We start from the raw sequence: 24300 nt of genomic DNA on the forward strand, positions 1-24300 counted from the left end.
AATGACGCTTGAAAGAACGGATCGAGTAGAAATTCCAGTGCTAGCGCTACGCGATGTAGTGGTGTATCCGCATATGGTGATCCCGCTGTTTGTAGGCCGAGAAAAATCAATAAAATGCCTAGAAGCTGCGATGGACAATGACAAGCAAATCTTTTTAGTTGCGCAAAAAGACGCCTCAGTTGATGACCCAAGCACTGATGATGTCTATCAGACTGGTACCATTGCAACGGTATTACAGTTACTCAAACTACCTGATGGCACAGTGAAAGTGCTGGTTGAAGGTACTCAACGCGCAAAAATAGATGAGTTTCTAATTACAGACGAATATTTCTTGGCGCAAGCTCAGTATATTCCATCTCAGGATGTGGATGAGCAAGAGCAAGACATATTGGTTCGCAGCGCAATAAGCCAGTTCGAAGGCTATGTGAAGTTGAATAAAAAGATTCCACCAGAGGTACTAACTTCGGTGTCGGGTATCGATGAAGCTGCACGCTTAGCGGATACGATGGCTGCTCATATGCCAATTAAAGTACCTGAAAAACAAAAGGTGCTAGAAATTAACGATGTGACCGAGCGTCTCGAATATTTGATGGCGTTGATGGAAGGCGAGATTGACCTACTTCAAGTAGAGAAAAAGATCCGCTCACGCGTTAAAAAGCAAATGGAGAAATCCCAGCGTGAGTACTATCTGAATGAGCAAATGAAAGCAATTCAGAAAGAGCTTGGTGAGTTGGATGATGTACCTGACGAATTTGAAGCTCTGAAAAAGCGTATTAGCGAAGCGAATATGCCGCAGGAAGCGGAAGAAAAAGCGCTTTCAGAGCTTAACAAACTTAAAATGATGTCACCTATGTCTGCGGAAGCGACGGTTGTACGCTCGTACATTGAGACGATGATCAACGTACCTTGGAAAAAGCGCTCAAAGGTGAAAAAAGACCTAGCTGGTGCACAAAAAATACTCGATGCCGATCATTATGGCCTTGAGAAAGTGAAAGACCGCATTATCGAATATCTAGCGGTACAGCAGCGCACCAATAAGCTTAAAGGCCCTATCTTATGTTTAGTCGGTCCTCCAGGCGTTGGTAAAACCAGTTTAGGTCAATCTATCGCGCGTTCTACTGGCCGTAAGTACGTACGTATGGCGCTCGGTGGCGTGCGCGACGAAGCTGAAATTCGCGGGCACAGACGAACTTATATTGGCTCAATGCCGGGTAAACTGATCCAAAGCATGTCGAAAGTTGGCGTAAAGAACCCACTTTTCTTGTTGGATGAAATCGATAAGATGTCATCGGATATGCGCGGCGATCCTGCATCTGCTCTACTAGAAGTGTTAGACCCAGAGCAAAATAGCAACTTTGCAGACCACTATTTAGAAGTGGACTACGATCTGTCTGATGTGATGTTTGTTGCGACTTCTAATAGCTTTAACATTCCAGGTCCATTATTAGACCGTATGGAAGTCATTCGTCTTTCTGGTTACACCGAGGACGAAAAACTAAATATTGCCAAGCAGCACTTAATTCCAAAGCAAGTGAAACGCAATGGATTGAAAGAGTCTGAAATCAATATAGAAGACAGCGCGATCATTGGTATTATCCGTTATTACACGCGTGAAGCGGGTGTACGTAATCTAGAGCGCGAAGTATCTAAGTTGTGCCGAAAAGCAGTTAAGAACATCTTGCTAGATAAAAATGTTAAGCAAGTTGTGATTAACCAAGAAAATCTTGAAGACTTCTTAGGTGTACAACGTCACGATTATGGCAAGGCGGAAGACGGCGATAGAGTTGGTCAAGTTACTGGTCTTGCATGGACGGAAGTAGGGGGTGACTTACTCACTATTGAATGTGCGGCAGTACCAGGTAAAGGCAAACTTACTTACACTGGCTCGTTGGGCGATGTGATGCAAGAGTCAATTCAGGCGGCAATGACCGTGGTGCGCAACCGTGCCGACAAACTACGCATAAATGATGATTTCTACGAAAAACGTGATATTCATGTTCATGTTCCTGAAGGTGCAACACCGAAAGACGGCCCGAGCGCCGGTATTGCGATGGTAACAGGCTTAGTATCAAGCCTTACTGGCAATCCAGTACGTGCAGATGTTGCGATGACAGGTGAAATTACCTTGCGTGGTGAAGTTCTGCCTATCGGTGGTCTGAAAGAGAAATTATTGGCAGCACACCGTGGTGGAATTAAACGAGTTTTAATACCGAAAAAGAACGAGCGTGACTTAAAAGAAATTCCTGACAATGTTCTTGAAGGGCTTGATATTCATGCGGTGTCATGGATTGATGAGGTATTATCACTGGCGTTAGCGCACCCAATAGACAGTTTTAGTGTGGAATCGCAAAAAAACTAAGAAAAAAGCCAAAAAATTGAGTGAAAAGGCTTTTCAAATCTAAAAGGTGTGTTAAGTTAGGCACTGTATTTAAGCCTACTGGTTCGGAAGCCCCGTAATCACTAGGCTTGAGAAAGATTTCGAGAATTAGAGAGTCGCTGTGATGTCTCTAAATGAATAGCAAAAGTTACCAGTAAGAAGTAACTTTTGACAATAACTATGGAAGAGGATGATATTGTGAATAAATCTCAATTAATCGATCAAATCGCAGCTGATGCTGACATTTCTAAAGCGGCTGCTGGTCGTGCGCTAGATTCATTCATTGAGTCTGTAACGGGTGCACTAAAAGACGGTGACTCTGTTGCACTTGTAGGTTTTGGTACTTTCTCAGTGCGCGAGCGTGCTGCACGTTCTGGTCGTAACCCACAAACTGGTGAGACTATTCAAATCGCAGCAGCTAACATCCCATCTTTCAAAGCGGGTAAAGCGCTTAAAGACGCAGTAAACTAATTCAATTTGAATTAGGCGGTGCAGAGTCATCGCGAACTGCTTCAAGATAAAAGGCGTATCTGCTAAGATACGCTTTTTTTATACCATCACTAATCTGATTGGTGTAATGCTTAACCCAAATCTAGCAAACACAAAGTGCTTTGGTGCTTTGACTTAGATAAGAGAAACAATAAATGCTTGAAAAGATCAGAGAAGGCTCGCAAGGCCCGGCGGCTAAAATCGTATTAGGTTTAGTCATCTTATCTTTTGCGTTAGCAGGGATCGGTGGTTACCTAGGTCAAACCACAGAGCAGCCTGTCGCAGAAGTGAACGGAGTAAAGATTTCACAAACTAAGTTTTCTCGTGCCTACTCAAATGAACGTGCACGACTAGAACAACAGTTTGGCGAATACTTTGCACAGATTGCAGCCGATCCTAATTATATGGCGCAAATTCGCCAAGGTGTTGTTGACCAATTAGTACAACAAGAATTACAAACCCAACTAGCCAAAGAGCTTGGTCTTCGTGTGAGCGATGAGCAGGTTAAAAAAGCGATTGTTGAAATGCCATATTTTCAAATTGGTGGAGAATTCAGTAACGACCGTTACTTACAAGTTATCCGTCAAATGAACTTCCAGCCAGATAGCTTCCGTGAATATCTTCGTGACGAGATGACTCGTGCGCAGTTAATCTCAGCGGTTGCTGGCACTGATTTTGTACTGAAAAACGAGCTTCAACAATCTATTGCGCTACAGCAACAAACTCGTGCTATCGACTATGCGGTATTGAGCAAAGAGTTGGTGAAAGATGAAGTATCAGTATCAGATGAAGAAGTTCAAAACTACTACGATTTGAATCAAACTCAGTTCCAAGCTCCAGAACTGGTGGCGGTTAACTATATTGAGCTAAAAGCTGAAGATCTGGAACCTGCAGAACCAGTGACTGAAGAAGCGTTAAAAACGTATTACGAAGAGCAAAAAAACCAATATCTTGAACCTGAAAGACGCCGCGTGTCACACATTCTTGTTGATGCAAGCGAAGATGCTGAAGCCGCTAAACAAAAAGCGGATGAAATTCTGGCTGAATTGAATAATGGTGCTGATTTTGCCGTTGTTGCAGAAGAAAAATCTGACGACGTGGTGAGCGCTGAGCTTGGCGGTGATCTAGATTGGATTGAAAGAGACATGATGGATCCGGCGTTTGAAGATGCAGCATTTGCGCTTGCCTCGGTAGGTGATGTATCTGAAGTAGTTGAATCTGAGTTTGGTTTCCATATTATCAAGCTAACAGACATTCAGCGCCAACAGGCACAATCTTTTGATGACGTAAAAGACGACCTTCGTGCAGAGCTTGAAAAAGCAGCTAAGATTGATGCGTTTTATCAAAAGCAAACCCGTGTAGCTGAACTTGCTTTTGAAATGGCTGACTCGCTACAAGATGCTGCCGAAGCCGCAGGCGTTGAGATCAAATCAACTGAACTGGTAAGTCGTAATGCGCTTCCTGAGCCACTGAATTCACCAGCGATAAGCAATACTATCTTCACGCCAGAGCTGCTAGAAGACCGCGTAAACTCAGAAGTGTTAGAAGTTGCACCAGAGCATATCGTGGTGGTTCGTGTTGCTGAGCATAAAGCGGCAGCGACTAAGCCACTTGAGGAAGTCAGCGCGCAGATCAAAACGCAGTTGAGCAATGAAAAAGCGTCGACATTAATTGCAGAGAAAGCACAGTCGCTATTTGAGCAACTACAAAGTGGTTCTACTTTAGCTGAGATTGCCAAAGCACAGAGTATCGAAGTGAAGAGCGTGTCTGAGCTTAAGCGTCGTAGCTACGACGTACCACCAGCTATTGCAGCTGAAGCATTTAAATTGCCTCAGCCGGGTGTGGCAGAAACAGAATCTGCACTTGTAGAGCTTGGTAATGGCGATTCGGCATTTGTGGTGCTGAAGTCAGTCACCACGCCTGAAGTTGATGGCAAGGTTGATGCGCAGCAGAAGCAGTCAATAACCGCTTCTTACGCAAACAAAAACTATCTTGAGCTACTAGCAGCACTTGAAGCTAAGTCTGAAGTGAAAAGACCACAGTTACAGGTCACAGAGCAGCAATAATCGTTTTTAGATAGCAGAAAGGCGCCAACATGGCGTCTCAGATTGATAATAACCCCCACTTTTTAAGTGGGGGTTATTTTTCAATTGCAGATAGCATTCCTCCAGCTTTATTTTTGTGTTTTTGACCTCTCATTATAGTACTTGCCTGTCAAATGTAATTTATGAAAATGTAGCTCAAACGCTGTAGTCTTAAGTGGTTAATTTAAAAAATAAAATATTTACTGTTCCGATATTGACAAATGTTAACCCCCCTATTTAGAATTACCGGTTTTCAGTACTTTGTGCATTAAATAGGAACTTTATGAAATATAGATATAGCGCATGGATTGTAGCTTTATTGCTATTAATATCAGGATGTAACAGTGACAGTAAGACTGCTATAGAGCCACCTGTAGAGAGAGGTCAAGGAGATAACACTTCAACTGACAAAGATGGAGCTGATACCGATAATTCAGATAAAGATAATTCCAATAGCGACGATTCAAATTCAGAAAATACTAATTCTAATAACTCCACGAAAGAAACAAAAGAAGAGGTAATTAAGCGTATCCTGAGTGCACAAGGAGCAGAAAATATTACTTCTCTTGCTTTAAAAGACTTTGAAATTGCCGAATTTGGATGCGTGACCGCTGCAAATCTATCTGTAATTCAGGGATATTTTAATACAACACAAGATGAATTACAGTTAACGACTCTGAGGGATAGATTATGTAAAGTTGTTGAGCTTTTCGAGCTAGATAATAAATCTTTACTCACTCCTAGCATGCTGAAGGATGTTGGACTTCGGGGGTTGTTTTTTCAAGATGGTACGCTAGATCAGTGGGCTTATGACGAACTAATTTTAACGATACCTGAGCGCAACTTTGAGTATGCTGCACTTCAAGAGGCAGTTGAGGATTTCCATCATAATCAAAGCTCTGTTTGGCCTAAACAGATTAATATTTCTTTCGATGATGGTGGCGCACTAAATTCTATCTATGAACACCTTGACTTGTTTGATAAATATAACGCAACATTTACCTATTATGTTAGCCACTATTCCACTATTGATCATGAAAAAGTAGCGGATATAGAAGATAGAGGCCACGAAATCGGCCATCATGGGGTAATACACCGACATGCGAAGATTTACTCCGAAGAGAATGGTGTTCAGAAGTGGATAACAGACGATATTACACCACAACTTGACGCGATGAGAAGAGATGGCTTGACAGTGACCTCTTATGCGTACCCATTCGGAGCTTATACCAAAGAAACTGACCGTGAGATTAAGAAATATTTCACCCATGTAAGGAAGTTTGCTTCGTGGTCTTCTGTTGTTTACAGGGGAGAACGTAGTGATAGACCGATAACCACGGGACTATCTATAGATTCACATCGCTTTGATTTGGATAAGATCCGTAATGCGATTGATACTTTAAAAGGCGGAGAAACGCTATACTTAGCAACGCATGTCATTGGCAAAACGGGGAACGAGTGGTATATCACTCCTGAAAACCTTGAGAAGGTGTTGGCTTATGCAAGTGCGAAAGGTTTAAAGTTTTGTCACACCAGTGAGTGTATGAACTTTAAGGGTAACGCTAATAACTAGAAAGATGCTTTAATAGGGCGGCATATGATGGCCGCCCTTTTTGTGTTTAAAGTAAAGTCAATACAGTGCTTGCAACCGCTAATGAAGACTGATAATTCTGGCCAGTCACTATGCGGCTATCTACCTTGATAAAAGATTCATTCCGCTCTCCATACTCAAAACTCCCTCCAAGTTCTTCCACTTTAGGTTGAATTTGAAAAGGAAAATGCTTGAAATACGCTCTATCTGGATTTTCAAATGCGGTAGGGTAACCGGTGATTTGCTTTCCTTTGATAAGGTATTCGCCATTTTTCAAGCGCAAATTAACGATACCAGCTGTACCGTGGCATACCGCGGCAACAACACCTTGGTTTTGTTCATATATATGCATAGCAATACGCTGTAGAGTAAGGTTTTCTGCTACTTCATACATGGCATTACTGCCGCCAACATAATAGATTGCCGCATATTGGCTAGGGTCGATTTCAGCTGGACGCATTGTGTTGCTGAGCGCATACATATAGTCAGGTTGGTAAAGGTACTTTTTATGTTCGCCATTTGAAGTATTTATATAGCTCAGGTTTAACGCGCCACCTTGTGTGCTGACGAAATCAACGATTAGCCCTGCTTGAGTAAATACGTCATAGGCACTGAGCAGCTCTTGGAAGCTTGTGCCAGCAGGCAGCTGACTATCGCCGTGAAAGGCCTTGCTTGATGCGACAATGAGCACTCGGCGACCCAAGTTCGTTACTTGCTCGGAAGTTAGCGTGGTTTGCTGCGCCGATTTACTGATGATTTGCCACGTTCCAGCTATTTTCTTTAAGAGTAGGTGGTCGATGTACTGCACGTTTGATTTCAATATATCGATGCGGATTTTGGCCTGTGCAAGGTGATCATTCACACTGATATTTAGAATTTTGGCGCGCCTGCCAGTGTCTTTTTTCGAGCCTTTATACCAACTCAAATACTCTTTCAACGGGACTTGCCACATCGCTTGGTCTGACTTTTCTAAAATAAGCATCGCATCTGGATGAAATGCTTTTTTTATCTCTTCTGGCTGATTATTGGCAGTACCGCTAATGTAGTGGTTCAATGTAGCGGTAATATTTGCAGTTTCATCCTCAAAAGCGACAGCGTTGCTGATTTGGAAAAGTAGTAAAAATAACAATGTTACTAGTTTTGATAGGGTCATAAGTTTCTCCTGTAATGACTCAGAAGAAACATAAACTTATTTAATTAAAGCAGTCACCTAGAGTATATTCTAGGAACCTGAGAGTATGTTCTCGGAGTGCTTAAAGCTATTTGGAGAATGCCCTGTGAGCTTCTTAAATGCGGCAAAAAATGTGGACGCAGAATTAAAACCACACTCCAGTGCAAGGTGTTCCAGCGGCATGTTGGTGGTCGGAAGCAAGTGTTTCGCATATTCCACTCTCAAGCCATTGAGATACTGTTTAAAGTTACAATGATAGTGACGATTCACTATTTGCGATAATTTATTGTGGCTCGTGCCCAATCGTTTGGCTAATCTGGGGAGCGTCAAATCTGGCTCGGTAAAAAGCTTGCCTTCCGTCATTAGCGACTCAAGTTTGGCTATGAGCTGATTGTATTCATCGTCGCTTATGTGCGTATTGGCATATTTCTTTTCATTAGCAGTTGGTTTTCGTAGTAATTTGGGTGCGAAAAGAATGCTTAGATAGAGCACAAGGCTGAACGTGAGTGCTCCTGTGATGTAAGAAGTGAGTGACGAAAAGAAATAAGCTGCCCAAATGAGCCAGCAACCGCAGATCACAACCAAAGATAAATGAGACTCAGTGTTGCCATTGGCGTTTTTAGTTGCTGTTAGGCGGTAAAAAGTATAAGAACTCACCAGTAAGTAACCCAGCCAAAAATAGGATGTGCCTTTGTAACCCCACGTTTGCCAAATTTCAGGGTGAAGCTGATAGGGCATAAGTATACCAAATCCAATAATAAAACCGCTTAATGCCAAAAAATGTATTGCTAGATAACGATTTCTGGTTTTACTGTAGCTTGCGAGTACAAAATTAAGCAGGCAAGGACCGAGCAAAAAGTAGGCACTAAGACCTATTTGCAGAATCGTTTTATCCAGCTCTGGGTTAAAGTAAAAAAGAACTGATTTACCAATTCGAATACAGAGTAAAATGAGAAGCACCGATACCCAGCGCAGAGCCTTTGCCGCCTGAAATTTTATTAGCAGTAGGGCACTGAGAATAAAGCCGTTAAATACTCCAACAAGTGAGAAGAAAAATAACAGATGGGCATTAAAATCCATTTCTCACTCCCCTCGAAATTAAGCTGATAGCAGCTTCTGCATGGTTTTAGATTTTGGTGTATTGAACACACATTCCGTTTCGCCATATTCGACGACTTTGCCGCGATTTAATACCAAAATCTCATCACTCATATGGCGAACCAAACTCAAATGATGCGTAATAAGCACATACGCAAGTCCCGTTGCTGCTTGTAGTTCTAGCAGTAGGTTCACGGTTTGGGCACGTACGGATGGGTCTAATGATGACAGCGCTTCATCTAATACCAATACTTTAGGATCTAAAATAAGGGCTCGCGCTAAAGCAACCCGCTGTAACTGCCCACCACTAAACATATGTGGATAATAGTCTATGTGTTCACCAAGTAGCCCAACGCGGCTGAGCGTGATACGAATTTTCTTATAGCGCTGCTCTTCAGTGAGTTCAGTATTGTACTGCAGACAATCATCAAGCATATCCCCTATGGTGAGACCAGGGTTAAGCGAGCGAGTTGGATCTTGAAAGATAAGGCGAATGGTGCGGCAGTCATGATTACGAATACCTGTGTCTTCTACAATCTGGCCATTCAGTAATATTTGCCCAGAGTCGGCCATATCAGCACCGGCCAGTACTTTGGCGAGCGTACTTTTGCCAGAGCCTGTCTCTCCTATGATTGCTAGCGTTTGTCCGGGAGCAAGCGCAAATGACACATCTCTGAGTACCTGCAACGAGCGGCGCCTGAATAGTCCTTGACGAGAAGTGTAGGACTTGTTTAAAGACTGTACTTTTAAGACGGGTTGCATTTTTGCTTCACCTTAATTAACGGAAAGTGACAAGCATAACTATGACCATGCGAGCGACTTTGTCTTGGCGTGACGACACATTCTTTTTGCGCTTGAGGGCATCTCGGCCCCAAGCGGCATCCTATGGGTAAATGCTGTAACGGGGGAATAGTCCCTTTTAAAGCATAAAATGCTTCTTTATGGCCGAGCCCTTGACCAAAGTCGGGCAAACTCTTAACCAGCGCTTGGGTATAGGGGTGTAATGGCTGTTTAAAAATAGCCTGAGTAGGACCTGCTTCAACCATCTGCCCGCAGTAGAGCACATGCATTGCATGGGACCAGTCTGAGATCTCTTCCAGCTCATGTGAAATCATTAATATCGACATGTTCTTAAGTTGATTTAATGCTTTGAGCAATCGAAATACTTGCGCGCGAGCGGTGCTCTCAAGTGCAGTGGTCGGCTCATCGGCTATCAGTAGTTGGGGGCTTCTGGCTATGGCCATCGCAATCATGATCTTTTGACACATTCCTTCTGAAAGCTCATGTGGGTAACTGCTGCAGATCTTTTTATCATCTCGGATCCCAGCTTTGTGCAAGAGTGCTCGGACCTTTTCTTTTCGAGCTTTTCTACGACCAAAAAAACCACCTTTTAAGACGCTATCAGGGATAGATTCCGCGACTTGATCGAAAATAGTGGCGGTTGGGTCAAGGCTTCGACTTGGCTCTTGGTAAATCATCGCAATGTCTTGGCTGACTAGCTTTCTGCGTTTCTCTGAAGACAACCGCATAAGGTCTACACCACGCCAGTGCATGCGGTCTGCGGTTACCGTCCAGCGCTGATTGAGTACCCCCACAATAGCTTTGGCGATTAGACTTTTACCAGAGCCTGACTCACCGACAAGCGCATGTACTTCGCCTTCTTTAAGGCTAAGGTTGACCTTATCAACTGCGCGAATAACGCCGTCTTCTGTATGTAGTTCAATGGTGAGGTTCTTAATGTCTAGCAATTGCATTAATCTGCCTTACGTTGTTTCAGCGCTTCTCGGAGCCCATCACCAACCAAGTTGGTGGATAGTACCGCCAAAAAGAGTAATACACCTGGGAGGCCTACAGTCCAAGGCGCGAGATAAATTAAACTTAAGTTTTCTTGTAGAATAGCACCCCATTCAGTAGATGGAGGCTGCGCACCGAGCTTTAAAAAACCAAGTGCCGCAATATCCAAAATAGCAGTCGACAGCGCCATGGTAAAAATAACCACGATATGCTCATAAATGTTAGGCAGTATGCCACGGACGAGCAGTTTCCAGCGTGTTGCACCATCAAGCTTAAAGGCGATGATATAGTCTTTACTCAGCTCAGTGACCACTAAGTTTCTAATCGAGTGGATATATTGTGGTAATAGCGCGAAGATAATCGCCCACACTGTATTCATCAAACCTGGCCCCAATATAGCAATGATGATAATGGCCAGCAGTAACGAAGGAATGGCGAGCGTAATATCCAATAAGTGATTAAGAAAGCTGGATTTTAAGCCTCGACTGGCGCCAGCGAGCGTACCAAGTACGACGCCGAGCGCTGTGGTAACCAAGGCCGCAATGATAGATAAACCAAACGTGTAGGTCGCCCCGTTCATTAAGCGAGATAAGATGTCTCGCCCCAAATCATCTGTACCGAGTATAAAGCGCACATCGCCATCATCATGCCAAGAAGGTGGCAGTAACAGGGCATCAGCATGCTGCTGGTTAACACCATATGGCGCGATCAGCGGCGCTGTTAAAGCCAATACCGTCAAGGCAACAAACAGCCACAAACCCACTAGTGCAATGTGGTTTGAGCGAAATTTACGCCATAACCTGAATAAAGGTGAGCGATTAGACTCTTCGGTAAATAAGTTAAACTTTGCCATGAGCCTGATTCCTTGCAAGCGGATCGAGTATCGAGTGAATAAAATCAGACAACATGTTGGCAATGATAACAAAGAAAGACACCGCGAGCAGTCCCCCTTGGATAGCGGGGAAATCACGTTGATAGATGCTTTCAATTAACCATCGACCGATCCCAGGCCAAGAGAATATTACCTCTGTGATCATAGCAAGTGTGATGAGGGTGCTAAACTGGAGGCCAATTTGTTTTATCACTGGCAGTAGCGCATTTCTCAGTGCGTGATGAATGATCAACTGGCTGCGGTTAAGGCCTTTTGCTCTAGCTGTTTTAATATAGTTTTGGTCGAGGACTTCGAGCATAGAGTCGCGAGTAAAGCGGATTAAAACTGTCGTTGGGTACATAGCCAGCACAACGGTTGGCAGCGCTAAATGATGAAGTGCATCCCAAAATGCGGCACCACCATAGGGAAACCCTTCAAGATAAATATCAATCAGAATAAAATGCGTGACGGGCTGTATTTCATAAAGTAAGCCTATTCTACCGGACATGGGGAAAAGCCCAAGACCCAGACAAAATGCCATAATAAGCAGCAGTGCTAACCAAAAAACTGGAATGGAAAACCCCATCAAGCTTAATGAGTTAATGAGCTTATCTGGCCACTTTTTGTGATAGGCGCTGGCTATTACTCCACTTGGTACACCAATAATGACTGCAACCGTCAACGCATATAAACATAGCTCAAGCGTTGCTGGAAATAGGTGTTTCACATGAGAAAGAACAGGTTGGCCTGACGACAAAGATAAACCCCAGTCGCCTTCAAACATACGAGCCATAAACGCGCCATATTGCACAAAGATATTTTCTTCAATTCGGTATTTTTCAACTAGTGCCTGCGTTTGGGCATAGCTTGAGTTGACTTCGCCACTAAAGTTAGTAATTAACTCGCCTGGAAATAGATAATTGAGAGCGAAAGTAAATATCGTTAGGGTAAACAACATAAAGCAAAGCAAGCTCAGTCGTCGATAAGCATATTTTGCAAACATGTTAGTTTCTCCTTGCCTCTGCGAGCGAAATACCACCAAATGGACGTAGTGAAACGCCTTTGATATCAGAGCTAGTTGCTTGGAACCTTAGTCCGTGAGCAATTGGAACGAGAGGCAGCTGCTCAATTACCATTTTTTGTGCCTGCTGATAATAGTATTTTCTTTCTTCCATATCGTTGGTGTCTAACGCTTGAGTGAGCAATAAGTCAAACTCCGGATTACACCAGTTGGAAGGGTTTTTGCCGCTAAATGTTGCAGTACAACTTAATAACGGGCTGAAGAAATTATCTGGATCAGGGGTATCTGCTGCCCAGCCTAATAACACGCTATCGTGCTCATGGCGGCCAACGCGCTCAATAAAGGTATTCCATTCGTACTCGACGATTCTGGCATTGACGCCAATATCACGTAAATCACGCTGAATAAGCTCTGCCATTTTCCGTGCGTTAGGATTGTAAATTCTCGACACTGGCATGGCCCATAAGGTCATGGAAAAACCACCCTCAAGGCCGGCTTGTTTCAAATACTCTTTGGCTTTTTCAGGGTCATATGTTGGCATTTTTTGCTGCGCTTCAAATGCCCATGAAGAAGGGGGAAGCATCGAGCGGGCTAAAATCCCGTTGTTGTAAAATACCGCTTGCATGATTTTTTCAAAATCTATGCTGTGTGCCAGCGCTTTTCGGACCAGCGGATTATCAAATGGTGGCTTTTCGGTGTTGAATGCCCAGTAACCTATATTCAGATTAGCGGCCTTTTCAACTTCTATGTCTTTTCTTTGCTCAAGCACGGTGAGTTGTGTGGCACTGGGGTGCGCCGTAATATCACATTCTTTAGTTAGCATTTTCGCGATGCGGCTAGTACCATTGGTGGTGATGTCGTAGACCAATTGTTCCATATGTACCGGGTGTTTCCAGTAATCCTCATGGCGATAATATCGGATCAAATTATCACGTAAAAATTCACGGTACTTATATGGACCTGTGCCAACGGGCTTTTGATCAAAGTCTTGTTTGTGTTCAAGTTCTATAAGCTGATCGGCATATTCTTTAGAAAGAATGACGGCGAAGTCTGTGGCGATATTAGACAAAAAGCTACTTTCCGCGTTGAACAGATCAAAGCGAACGGTATGTTCATCCACCTTTTTCACTTGGCGGATCAGTTGGTCGAGTCCAATACTTTGAAAATAAGGATAATTTGCGTCACCAACAAAGTGGTACGGATTGTAAACATCAAATAAACGGTTAAATGAGAATACCACATCATCGGCATTCATTTTTCTTGTTGGTGTGAAGTAGAGGGTATCGTGAAATTGGACATCGTCCCTCAGGGTAAAAGTGAAAGATTTACCGTCTTCGCTGACCTGCCAAGACGTTGCCAATTCTGGTAAGAATTCGCCGCTTTCAGGATCAATACTGATCAAGGTGTCATAAAGCTGATTGGCAATAATATCAATCGTAGACCCTGTTGTGGTCACTTGTGGATTAAATGACACAGGGTTTGCTTCTGCACAATATACTAAGCCTTGTGACTTATCATTCACTTTATTTGGTGCCTGATCCGTACAGCCAAATAAAGCGGTACACAGCACACCAAAAAACAATTTACGCACCACTATGCCTCTTGTTTTTGGTTTTGGTCCAGTAGGTTGTATTTTTTCAAATAACCTCTCAGTTGATGATACGTCAAACCAAGGTTTTGTGCAGTTTTCTTTTGATTAAATTGACTAAATTCAAGCGCTTTTTGTAGCATTGTAATTTCATAGTCGTTGGAAAGCGATTTCAAATCACAAGGGAAGTCAAATTCGAGGGTTGTATCTGCCCGCTGTTCATTACTCGGTTGTGCCACAGGTAAAGGCTCAACTTTATGAGTGGTTGAAGTTGTTGGCTGGGCATTTGGCGCTTTGATCCGTTGACTCGGCCTAAATGGGCTTGCAAAGGGGTCAAGCACAATATCATGAACCGGAATTTGGTCGTTGCCATGGCGATATAAACTACGTTCAACTACATTTTTCAGCTCACGGATATTACCGGGCCACGGGTAATCAAGCAGCTTTTCGATGGCTTTACGGGTAAAGCCGCTAAATAACTCCCATCCTAAATCCCGAGCCATATTTATCGCAAAATGTTCGGCCAATAATAAGATGTCTTCTTTTCTTGCTCTTAATGGCGGTAAGGTGATGACGTCAAATGCGAGACGGTCTAATAAGTCGTGTCTGAACTCTCCTGCATCGGCGAGAGTGGGGAGATCTTCATTGGTAGCGCATACCAGTCTAGTATCTACTTTTACGGTTTGCTTGCCGCCAACTCGCTCGAACTCGCCGTATTCAATTACACGCAAGAGCTTTTCTTGCACCATTGCAGAGGTATTGGCTAACTCATCTAAAAACAGTGTGCCACTGTTAGCACGTTCAAATCGACCTTCATGGCGCTTGCTTGCACCAGTAAAGGCACCGCTCTCGTGACCAAATAACTCACTCTCTAAGAGGTTTTCGTTTAGGGCTGCGCAGTTTAGTTTGACGTATTCCTGATCCCACCGCTCAGAGAGATAATGCAAACGCGCCGCAATTAACTCTTTACCTGTGCCACGCTCGCCAATAATAAGCACTGGCTTTTCTAAAGGAGCGAGCTGTGAAACCTTGTCTAGCACAGCTAAAAAGCTGTCAGATTGGCCTAATAAATTATCCTGTTGGCGAAATCGGCTCATATTGCCTAACTCTTAGTGGTTTTTACTAATAACTAGTGTATTTCAAAAAAAGGGATAACTAAAGGACTTTTAAAAATAAAATAACCTTATGATTTTATTGTGTTTTTAAATTTGTTAAAGTTGGCAAGCTATTTGATACATAGACAGTAAGCAATTTAGCTATTAACCAAAGAGGTAACCACTATGGGAATTTTTTCTCGTTTTGCAGACATAGTGAATTCTAATATCAATGCTATTTTGGATAAAGCCGAAGATCCAGAAAAAATGGTTCGCCTAATTATCCAAGAAATGGAAGATACACTAGTCGAAGTAAGATCGACCTCAGCAAAAACACTTGCTGAGAAAAAGGAGTTAACACGCCGTCTAGAGCAGTTAAAAGCACAGGTAGATGATTGGCAAACCAAAGCAGAGCTTGCACTAAGTAAAGAGCGTGAAGATTTAGCACGTGCTGCTTTACTTGAAAAGCAAAAGTCTGCGGAGGATGTTGCAGCCCTTGAAAAAGAGCTAGAGCATGTAGACACGCACATTGAAAAGCTGCAGCAAGAAGTCAGTACATTACAAGATAAACTGGCCGACGCAAAAGCGCGCCAAAAAGCGATTGTACTGCGCCAGCGTTCAGCTGAATCTCGTTTAGAGGTGAAAAAGGCACTAGACAGCAGTAAAGTAGATGATGCACTAAATCGCTTTGAGCGTTATGAGAGCAAAATCGATGGCCTAGAGTCGCAAATCGAATCTTACGATTTAGGTAAGAAATCTTTAGCGGATGAGATTGCTGATCTGCAAAAGAACGAAAAGATTGACGATGAGCTTGAACAGCTGAAAAAGAAAATGGCTGAAAAGTGAAAATAATCGCACCTACTGTCAGGGTAGGTGCTAACCAACTACAATAATAACAGCCAGGTTGAAGGCAGGAGAAGATTATGTTTGACGCAGAAGTTTTGATGGCTCCGTTGATTATTTTTATGGTCATCGTGGCACCACTTTGGTTAATTTTGCACTACCGTAGCAAAAAGCAGGTAAGCCAAGGGTTAAGTGAACACGAGCATCGTCAGCTTATCGAATTAGCCAATAAGGCAGAAAAAATGGCAGACCGTGTTGAAACGTTAGAAGCTTTACTTGATCAAGAGTCACCACAATGGAGACGCAAGTTATGAGTAGACTAAAGCGAGAGCTATATCGTGACCCAAGTCGTGGCAAGGTAGCTGGAGTATGCGCTGGTCTTAGTGATTATTTCAACATGGAGTTATGGCTTGTTCGGATCTTATTCATCACAGCCGTGCTATTATCTGGTGGTCCATTATTTATCGTGGTGTATGTGGCTTGCTGGTTTATTCTAGATAAGCGTGAAACGACGCCAAATCGTTCACCTGATGCGAAAGATGAAGATAAGGTATCTGTGAAGTTTAAAGTGTGGCAAAAGGGTGAACCGCCAAGACAGGCACTTTATGACCTAAAAGACAGGCTATCACGACTTGATGGTCGCATTCAGAACATGGAACGCTACGTAACTTCACCTGAATTTACGGTTAGCAGAGAAATTGACAAGCTATAAGGCGGTATTGGCCGCCTTGGCATTTTCTTGAGGGGCACTTTTCTATTTATGACTACGTCACGCTTTCGAACCCCATCTTCCTTAGATAAATTAAAACAACAAGCCAAAAAAACGCTCCACCGCTCTTTTGATAAGCACATAAAGCTTGCCGTAACTGGGTTTAGTGGCAGCGGGAAAACCGCATTTATCACGGCTCTTATCAAGCACCTGACTACCCAAACGAGCACCGACAACTTACCGTTTTTAGATGTCGTGAGTGAAGGCCGTCTTGTTGCGTGTCGCCCTGAGCCCCAGAAGGCACTGGTGGTGCCCACTTTTGACTATCAACAAGCAATAACTTGTTTGTTGGAGGAGCCGCCAACATGGCCTGCGTCAACCAAACGTATCAACACCTTAACACTGGCGTTTAAGTATCATAGTGAACGCGGACTCAAACAGCACTTAGCGCAAACCCATACACTATACCTTGAACTATATGATTACCCAGGTGAATGGTTAATGGACTTGCCACTGCTTAAAATGACTTTTCCCGAGTGGTGTGAGCAGCAATTTGCATTATTAAATAAGCCTAAATATCAGCCATTTGCACAAACGTTTTTACAGCTCCTCGAGCAGTTTGATAGTACTGCAGCGGTGGATGAAAGTAAGCTGAAAACGCTTGCACAAAGTTACCATGCGCTTTTAGCGCAGCTGCAGCGGGACACTCGTTTATCTAACTTGCAACCTGGCCGAGCGTTGATCCCGGGAGACCTTGAGGGAGCGCCAATATTGCTGTTTTTCCCAGTACAAGTTCACCCCAACGACATTACCGAACATTCACAATATCAACAGCTTGTGGAGCGTTTTGAAGCCTATAAAAAGCAAGTAGTGGCGCCATTTTACAAAGATTACTTTTGCCAATTTGACCGCCAAGTCGTGTTAGTTGATCTATTGGGTAGCCTAAGTGATGGCTATGACACACTGAAAGAGCAAGAAGTTGCGTTAAAGCAGATCCTCGCCATGTTTTCTCATGGTAAAAGTGGCTTTTTGTCTCGTTTATTTAACCCAAAAATAGATAAGGTGCTATTTGCCGCCAACAAATGTGATGGTGTCTTGAACGAGCAGCAGACCAATTTGACAAGGTTGTTAAATGAAATGCTGGTGGACAGTGCCAATGAGCTTCGCTTCAACGGGGTAACCGTGGATACGATGTCTCTTTCTTCGGTGAGAAGTGTTGAGTCAAGGGCGGTGAAAGAGGGGACGCAACATGTGCAATGTATCTACGGCAAACCAGTCGGCGAGCAGCAGTTTATTAATTATGTGCCACCAACCCCGCCTGATCATGTTCCAAAAGCGCAGGCTTGGCCCCAAAATGGGTTTGAGTTTTTAGCGTTTGAGCCGCTACCCGCGAGGCAAGGAAACTTATCGCATATCAGGCTTGATCATGCTTTGCAGTTCTTAATTGGAGATAAATTAAGATGACAGATCAGACAAAATCCTACCAAGGTTCGGGTAGGCGCTTAAACATCGACGCTGAAAGCCAAAATGAGTCTCACCTGGGTGGAGAAGGTAAAGTTCTCGGCAATGAGCTGATTGTGAGCGAGAACCTTGATACTGTGCCTGAACCCGAATTACCGAAAATTGAACGTATCTACGAATCGCCTTGGCGATTTGGGTTTAAGCAGTGCTTTTTACTCGCGCTATTAATACTTATCATTGTGGAAGCAGGACTGACCTTGATAGAGAGCTATGAGCAAAATATTCTGCTGTTTAGTCTATACACTACCGTGTTGTCTCTTGGTTTACTTGCGCTATTTAAGTTCTTATTTTCGGAAGTCATCGCACTTAGCAAGCTTAAACAACATCAGCAAATTAAACATGATGCCCAGCGCTTATTACAAAGTGACCAAATCGGCGAGGCGCGAGCCTGGCTTGCGCCACTACTAAAAGCGCATCCAGAGCAAAAGGTTGCCGCATTTGCAGAGGCATTACAGCCTCACCACACAGACAAAGAAGTCATCACTTTATATGAAAAAACTTTGCTCCGAGGTCAAGATGCTGAAGCTAAAAAGCTAATTCAGGAGCATGCAACAACATCGGCGCTCTTAGTTGCTTTAAGTCCACTTGCACTTGTGGATATGCTGGCAGTGCTTTGGCGCGGAGTCGTGCTGGTGGAAAAGATCAGCAAACATTATGGTATTCGATTAGCGTATCGCAGCCGCATCACCTTGTATAAAATGTTGTTGAAGCAAATGGTATTTGTTGGCGCAAGTGAGCTGGTAAGCGACCTTGCTGCTACCAGTGTGGGGGCTGAATTACTTGGCAAGCTTTCTACCCGTTCGGCACAGGGCCTAAGTGCCGGGATATTCACAGCACGCTTGGGGTATAAGGCGATGGAGCTTTGTCGACCATTGCCGCGCTTGGAGCACAAACAAAGTCTTTTGAAAAATGCGATTAGCTCAGTTGTTGATGTGCTATTAAGGCGTAGCAAAAAAGATTAAATGGAAACAATTTTATACACCTTTTCAAGTAAAGCAGGCTAGTTACAATAAGTGAACTAGCCGTCTCCCCATCTGGCATGCTTGTCTATTTTTTTAAACTGCCCTACATATTGGTTATTACACAAAAACGACGCTAATCAACTCACTACCATGTTTATTTGGTTGGCAATAATAAAATCAGCAGGCAAGTATGAAGAAATTAAGAGATGACAGTCAGTGTATTCACGGACCCAATCATTTTGACGACCCACATGGGGCGCTAACCGCTCCTTTGTATCAAACCTCAACATTCCACTTTAAAGATGCAGCGCAAGGAGCCGCACGGTTTGCCGGTGAAGAGCCCGGCTATATCTATACTCGCTTAGGCAACCCTACGACGCGAGAGCTAGAAGAAAAAGTAGCCCGACTCGAGGGAATGGAAGATGCTGCGGCTACCGCCACTGGCATGGGTGCCGTTTCTGCATCGGTGCTGAGCTTTTTGCAGCAAGGCGATCATATGATTGCATCAAGCGCCTTGTACGGCTGTAGCTTCGCACTATTTGCGCATATGTTGCCTAAATTTGGTGTTGAGGTGTCATTTGTTGACTTAACCGATGAGCAAGCGTTACGTGGTGCGGTACAGGAAAATACAAAACTATTGTTTGCCGAAACACCGATCAACCCCAACATGACGGTATTAGACCTGAAAATGTTAGGGAAAATCGCGAAGCAGCATGAGCTCTTGTTTGTCGTTGACAATACCTTTATGACACCGCTTTTACAAAAGCCTGTGAATTATGGTGCTGATCTTATTGTGCATAGCGCAACCAAGTACCTAAATGGTCATGGGGATGTGGTAGCTGGACTCGTCTGCGGTTCAAAAGAGCACATAGAGCTTATCAAATTAACCGTGTTAAAAGACATTGGCGCTACAATCAGTCCTCATGATGCTTGGTTAATCAATCGAGGATTGAAAACCTTAGCTTTGCGTGTACAACGCCACTGTCAAAGCGCACAAACGGTAGCTGAGTTCCTAGAAGCGCACCCTAAAGTGAATAAAGTCTACTACCCAGGTTTACCTTCGCATCCTGGTTACCAATTTCTTGGTGAACAGATGAAAGGAGCAGGTGGGGTAATTGCTTTTGAAATCAACGGCTCGCTAGAGCAGGGTGAACAATTTATCAATGCGACTGAGCTGTGTACGTTAGCGGTAAGTCTAGGTGACCCAGAAACGCTCATTCAACATCCGGCATCAATGACACACTCTCCTTATACACAAGAGGAAAGGTTAGCTGCGGGAATTTCTGATGGACTAATTCGGATTTCAGTGGGGCTTGAAGATGTAGAAGACATTATTGACGATCTGAAGCAGGCGTTTAACAAAATATAACTGTAATTTAATTTTTACAAAGGGGCTGGGTTTAGCCCCTTTTTATTGTGTGTGTAATTATAATTTTACGGCTGTGTATTCTTTAGTTTACAAAAATGCTTGTTGTGCGAAATGTGATAAACGTGCTCCCTATTAAACTTTCCTTCACTTTTACTTAGTATCAAAGTCACAAGTTGAAGCGCTCCGAACCATCAACAGGACGGCAATTGAAATTGCAAGATCATAAACTCGGGGTGAAGTAAGTGAGAATGTAAAATGGCTAAAGCAAGTAAATATGTATCTAAGCAGCCAGATGAAAATGGTGTTATCGCTTGGACAGATGAAGAGAATCAAATTTGGTCAGAGTTAGTTGCACGTCAGCTAGCGTGTATTGAAGGCAAAGCCTGTGATGAATATTTGGCAGGCCTTGAGAAAATTAACTTACCAAAAGACCGCATTCCACAACTAAGTGAGTTAAACGAAGCACTAGCGAAAGAAACGGGCTGGCAGGTAGCGCCAGTGCCGGCACTGATTGATTTTGATGAGTTCTTTCGATTGCTTGCCAACAAGCAGTTTCCTGTAGCGACCTTTATTCGCTCAAGAGAAGAGTTTGATTACCTGCAAGAACCAGATATTTTCCATGAGATTTTTGGCCATTGTGCAATGCTAACGAATCCAGCATTCGCCGAGTTTACACACAAGTACGGTCAACTAGGCTATGCCGCTGAAAAGAAAGATCGCGTATACCTTGCACGCTTATACTGGTTTACTGTCGAGTTCGGTTTGATGCAAACCGAGCAAGGTCTACGTATCTACGGTGGCGGTGTGCTATCAAGCCCAGGTGAGACTCAATATGTTTACTCCGACAAACCAGAAATTAATCCGCTTAAAGTGTTAGATGTGTTACGTACACCTTATCGCATCGACATTATGCAACCTGTTTACTATACAATTAACTCAATCAACGACTTATTTGAGATCTCTAAAATGGATATCATGTCGCAGGTTGAACAAGCAAAAGAGCTAGGGTTATTTGAACCTAAGTTTCCGCCAAAAGAAAAACTAGCAAGTTAAGGAATTATCAATGTCTGATTTAAGTGCACAAAAATGTGAAGCGTGTCGTGCGGATGCGCCTAAAGTATCAGATGAAGAACTAGCGGTTCTAATCAAACAGATCCCTGATTGGGTACCTGAAGTACGCGATGGTATTATGCAGCTTGAGCGTGTTTACAAGTTTAAAAACTTTAAACAAGCAATTGCGTTCACAAACAAGGTGGGCGATATGGCTGAAGAAGAAGGCCATCACCCAGGCCTACTTACCGAGTGGGGTAAAGTGACGGTAACGTGGTGGAGTCACTCTATTAAGGGTCTTCATAAAAACGATTTTATTTGTGCCGCTAAAACCGACGAAGTATTCGCAGCACAGTAGGTCGACATTTATGTCGACAAATATCAGTAAATATCGACAAGTCCATATTTCGACCTACAAAATAAAAACGGCGCTGAACAAGCGCCGTTTTTATTCATCAGTTAGGATACAAGCCAAGAAAAGGTTTGTCTTTTCAGTTCTAACCAAATACAACTAGCGTTAGCAGAAATAGATTAGCCTATTTTTATCCCACCCTCAGGTTATGTAAATGTAGGGCTAATTATGCCGTTAGTCCACAAGATAGCGGTTGCAGCAAGAATGATGACTAACAGCACTAGGCCACAAGTCACAACCGAGCTGGCATAAATAAACCCACGCTCTTCAGGAATATGCATAAGAATAGGCACGCCCGTATAAAGCAGGTAAACGGAGTACGCTAATGCAACCATCCCAACCGATACGACAAACCAAAGCTCAGGATAAAATGCCGCAAATGCCGACATAAACATTGGCGTTGCTGTGTAAGCTGATAACTCTAGAGTCTGTGTATAGGTTGGCGTTGAGCCAAAAGTGATGGCCATCCAGTGGGCGAGATACGCCAGAATAAAGACGCCTGCAATTAATGCGCAGTACATTGCAACACCAATTAATATTGCCGACTCATGAGTTAAATAGACAGCATCCCCAGTACCAACACTCCAGCCCAAGTAAACTGAAGAATAGTACCCCATAATGCTTGGGATCAGCGCAACAAGTGCAATATGTGACAAACTGTAAAACATACTTTCGTGACGGTTATCAATTGTTTGCCACTCTTCGTGCGGGTGAGCATATAAGCCCCATAGATGATTAAAGATCATAGTTAGCCCCTCAAATATAGGTTTGTACTATTTTTGTACAATTCAATTAAGTTATGAGAGATGAGTTAATTTTTGTCAAGAAAATGTAGTTGAATAGCAATATTACTATTTTCAGAATGATCTAAAACTTCTTGGGGAGTAGCCTAGTGGTGCACCTTGCAGCGAGAAGTTATGATAAAATGGCGCAAACACATTAGTCTTTTGTTGTTATGTTAGAAAAGTACACAGATTTACTTACGCCTATTAACCAATTTTTGGGCTATGAACCCCCGCTAGCTTGGATTGAAAAAGCAAAACAAAGCGAGCACTTACCATTATTACGTATCGATTATATGCGCGGTGAATTAACGATTTGGTTTTGGACATTACTAAATCATTGTACAACGATTTTATCCATACATCGTATTCGTAAAGAGTTATTCCATAGCGCTAAATTTACAGATCTGGAGGTGTAGTGTGGACGAATTGCTGAAACCTATCTATGCGTTTTTAAAATGCGAAACGCCTGATGAATGGATAACCGAGGCTACAAAAAAAGAAAATTTAACTGTAGTGTTAACAGATCATTTAGTGTGTGAGTTGAAAGCAGCCCAGTCTGCAATGTTCTTAATCAGAAAGTATGCTGTAGATAAAGCTAGTGGTGATGCACTGCTTGAATGGTTAAAGCCGTTCGAAGCACTTATTTATAAGCGTGAGGGAGATTGGCGTGAGTTAGCTGACAAGAACAAGCTAACCAAGTCGATGATCCCGAAGTCAAATACTCCGTATGGTCAAGACCTTATCGATAAAATGGTAATACTAATTAAAGAAGAGTTACACCACTTTTATCAAGTACTCGAAATTATGGATGAGTATGGCATTGCGTATCAAAGCATCACGCCATGTCGCTATGCCAAGGGCATGTTGCGTAATGTGAAAACTTTCGAGCCTGATGCGTTGGTAGATAAGCTTATTGTTGGTGCGTACATTGAAGCACGCTCTTGTGAGCGGTTCGCTAAATTAGCACCACATGTAGATAAACGTTTAGGTGATTTCTATATTTCATTACTTCGCTCAGAAGCTCGCCATTACCAAGACTACTTAAAGTTGGCACAAGAAATTAGTGAATTTGATATTTCTGACCGAGTTGAATTTTTTGGTACTGTTGAAGCTGAGCTAATTTCCACCCTTGACGGTGACTTTAAGTTTCACAGTGGTAAGCCTATTACATCTTGCACTGGTGCTTAGAAGTTATGTTAGGGCCTGTCGATCTTTCAAGTTTGTTTTTGCAGCAGTTTGATTGGTATTTATACAAGGCAGAGCCAGCGTAGCATAGTCATTCTATGTAAGTCTGGCGATAAAGACTTTGTGCTCCTGCAAAGTCACCTTACCCCACATCCTTGTGGGGCAACACAGAAGAAATGCTAATCAAGCGCTGCCCTTTGGGTTCATCTGAGTGCGCTTTGTTCATTGTTGCTCAACTTTTGCCTAGATTACTAGGCGGCAAGTCGAGCGTCGCGACCAAAATACA

The 24300-nt window shown here is 43.2% G+C and carries 23 protein-coding genes; 14 read left to right on the forward strand and 9 right to left on the reverse strand.

What is annotated here, in order from left to right; translation table 11 throughout:
* Position 1: 1 nt before the first annotated feature.
* From lon to CWC03_RS04675, 4 genes are all read left to right on the forward strand, one after another.
* Complete coding sequence (gene lon / locus CWC03_RS04660) at positions 2-2359, forward strand: endopeptidase La (protein WP_138580764.1); 2358 nt, start codon at positions 2-4, stop codon at positions 2357-2359.
* A 216-nt stretch (positions 2360-2575) separates the two neighbouring features.
* Entirely contained in the window at positions 2576-2848 is a 273-nt protein-coding gene (hupB, locus tag CWC03_RS04665) for a nucleoid-associated protein HU-beta (protein ID WP_010371157.1), read from the forward strand.
* A 173-nt stretch (positions 2849-3021) separates the two neighbouring features.
* Positions 3022-4932, forward strand: coding sequence for a SurA N-terminal domain-containing protein (locus tag CWC03_RS04670; protein ID WP_138580765.1), 1911 nt, complete (start codon positions 3022-3024; stop codon positions 4930-4932).
* Positions 4933-5233: 301 nt separating this feature from the next.
* Complete coding sequence (locus tag CWC03_RS04675; protein ID WP_138580766.1) at positions 5234-6523, forward strand: polysaccharide deacetylase family protein; 1290 nt, start codon at positions 5234-5236, stop codon at positions 6521-6523.
* A gap of 46 nt (positions 6524-6569) precedes the next feature.
* On the opposite strand, the gene CWC03_RS04680 is transcribed toward CWC03_RS04675, so the two are convergent.
* The 8 genes from CWC03_RS04680 to pspF all read right to left on the reverse strand — a co-directional run bounded on the left by CWC03_RS04680 (position 6570) and on the right by pspF (position 15181).
* Positions 6570-7694, reverse strand: a complete 1125-nt coding sequence (locus tag CWC03_RS04680) for a nuclear transport factor 2 family protein (protein WP_138580767.1) — start codon at positions 7692-7694, stop codon at positions 6570-6572.
* A 69-nt stretch (positions 7695-7763) separates the two neighbouring features.
* On the reverse strand, positions 7764-8792 hold the full coding sequence (locus tag CWC03_RS04685; protein WP_138580768.1) for a helix-turn-helix domain-containing protein: 1029 nt from the start codon (positions 8790-8792) through the stop codon (positions 7764-7766).
* A gap of 18 nt (positions 8793-8810) precedes the next feature.
* Positions 8811-9572, reverse strand: coding sequence for an ATP-binding cassette domain-containing protein (locus CWC03_RS04690; protein WP_138580769.1), 762 nt, complete (start codon positions 9570-9572; stop codon positions 8811-8813).
* Positions 9557-10564: a peptide ABC transporter ATP-binding protein gene (locus tag CWC03_RS04695; RefSeq protein ID WP_128726418.1), complete on the reverse strand. Its 1008-nt coding sequence runs from the start codon at positions 10562-10564 to the stop codon at positions 9557-9559. Before CWC03_RS04695 ends, CWC03_RS04690 begins: the two co-directional genes overlap by 16 nt.
* A complete protein-coding gene (locus CWC03_RS04700) occupies positions 10564-11457 on the reverse strand; it encodes an ABC transporter permease subunit (RefSeq protein WP_128726419.1) in 894 nt (297 codons plus the stop codon). The genes CWC03_RS04695 and CWC03_RS04700 overlap by 1 nt, the downstream gene beginning before the upstream one ends.
* Complete coding sequence (locus CWC03_RS04705; protein ID WP_010371177.1) at positions 11444-12478, reverse strand: ABC transporter permease; 1035 nt, start codon at positions 12476-12478, stop codon at positions 11444-11446. Before CWC03_RS04705 ends, CWC03_RS04700 begins: the two co-directional genes overlap by 14 nt.
* 1 nt (position 12479) lies before the next feature.
* Entirely contained in the window at positions 12480-14087 is a 1608-nt protein-coding gene (locus tag CWC03_RS04710) for an ABC transporter substrate-binding protein (protein WP_502705366.1), read from the reverse strand.
* Positions 14088-14089: 2 nt separating this feature from the next.
* Positions 14090-15181: a phage shock protein operon transcriptional activator gene (gene pspF / locus CWC03_RS04715; RefSeq protein ID WP_138580771.1), complete on the reverse strand. Its 1092-nt coding sequence runs from the start codon at positions 15179-15181 to the stop codon at positions 14090-14092.
* Between the two features lie 183 nt (positions 15182-15364).
* Between pspF and pspA the strand changes: the two genes are divergently transcribed.
* The 8 genes from pspA (at position 15365) to CWC03_RS04755 (ending at position 21990) form a co-directional block, all read left to right on the forward strand.
* Positions 15365-16024, forward strand: coding sequence for a phage shock protein PspA (gene pspA, locus CWC03_RS04720; RefSeq protein ID WP_138580772.1), 660 nt, complete (start codon positions 15365-15367; stop codon positions 16022-16024).
* A 77-nt stretch (positions 16025-16101) separates the two neighbouring features.
* Complete coding sequence (gene pspB / locus CWC03_RS04725; protein ID WP_138580773.1) at positions 16102-16335, forward strand: envelope stress response membrane protein PspB; 234 nt, start codon at positions 16102-16104, stop codon at positions 16333-16335.
* Positions 16332-16733: an envelope stress response membrane protein PspC gene (pspC, locus tag CWC03_RS04730; RefSeq protein ID WP_138580774.1), complete on the forward strand. Its 402-nt coding sequence runs from the start codon at positions 16332-16334 to the stop codon at positions 16731-16733. Before pspB ends, pspC begins: the two co-directional genes overlap by 4 nt.
* A gap of 48 nt (positions 16734-16781) precedes the next feature.
* Complete coding sequence (locus tag CWC03_RS04735; protein WP_138580775.1) at positions 16782-18194, forward strand: YcjX family GTP-binding protein; 1413 nt, start codon at positions 16782-16784, stop codon at positions 18192-18194.
* The gene (locus tag CWC03_RS04740; protein ID WP_138580776.1) at positions 18191-19213 is read left to right on the forward strand and encodes a TIGR01620 family protein; all 1023 of its coding nucleotides are present in this window, start codon (positions 18191-18193) and stop codon (positions 19211-19213) included. The genes CWC03_RS04735 and CWC03_RS04740 overlap by 4 nt, the downstream gene beginning before the upstream one ends.
* Before the next feature lie 190 nt (positions 19214-19403).
* Positions 19404-20582, forward strand: coding sequence for a trans-sulfuration enzyme family protein (locus CWC03_RS04745; RefSeq protein ID WP_138580777.1), 1179 nt, complete (start codon positions 19404-19406; stop codon positions 20580-20582).
* A gap of 255 nt (positions 20583-20837) precedes the next feature.
* On the forward strand, positions 20838-21635 hold the full coding sequence (gene phhA, locus CWC03_RS04750) for a phenylalanine 4-monooxygenase (RefSeq protein WP_010371198.1): 798 nt from the start codon (positions 20838-20840) through the stop codon (positions 21633-21635).
* A gap of 10 nt (positions 21636-21645) precedes the next feature.
* Positions 21646-21990, forward strand: coding sequence for a 4a-hydroxytetrahydrobiopterin dehydratase (locus CWC03_RS04755; protein ID WP_010606741.1), 345 nt, complete (start codon positions 21646-21648; stop codon positions 21988-21990).
* 200 nt (positions 21991-22190) lie between these two features.
* Here CWC03_RS04755 and CWC03_RS04760 read toward each other — a convergent pair whose 3' ends face one another.
* A complete protein-coding gene (locus CWC03_RS04760; protein WP_010606742.1) occupies positions 22191-22790 on the reverse strand; it encodes a Yip1 family protein in 600 nt (199 codons plus the stop codon).
* A 209-nt stretch (positions 22791-22999) separates the two neighbouring features.
* Here CWC03_RS04760 and CWC03_RS23745 point away from each other — a divergent pair, with 209 nt between their 5' ends.
* Both CWC03_RS23745 and miaE read left to right on the forward strand, forming a co-directional pair.
* Entirely contained in the window at positions 23000-23245 is a 246-nt protein-coding gene (locus CWC03_RS23745) for a tRNA isopentenyl-2-thiomethyl-A-37 hydroxylase MiaE (RefSeq protein WP_249313946.1), read from the forward strand.
* Position 23246: 1 nt separating this feature from the next.
* The gene (gene miaE / locus CWC03_RS04770) at positions 23247-24017 is read left to right on the forward strand and encodes a tRNA isopentenyl-2-thiomethyl-A-37 hydroxylase MiaE (RefSeq protein ID WP_138580778.1); all 771 of its coding nucleotides are present in this window, start codon (positions 23247-23249) and stop codon (positions 24015-24017) included.
* The last annotated feature ends 283 nt before the right edge of the window (positions 24018-24300 follow it).

The organism is Pseudoalteromonas sp. S2755, from assembly GCF_005886535.1.
Classification (GTDB): domain Bacteria; phylum Pseudomonadota; class Gammaproteobacteria; order Enterobacterales; family Alteromonadaceae; genus Pseudoalteromonas.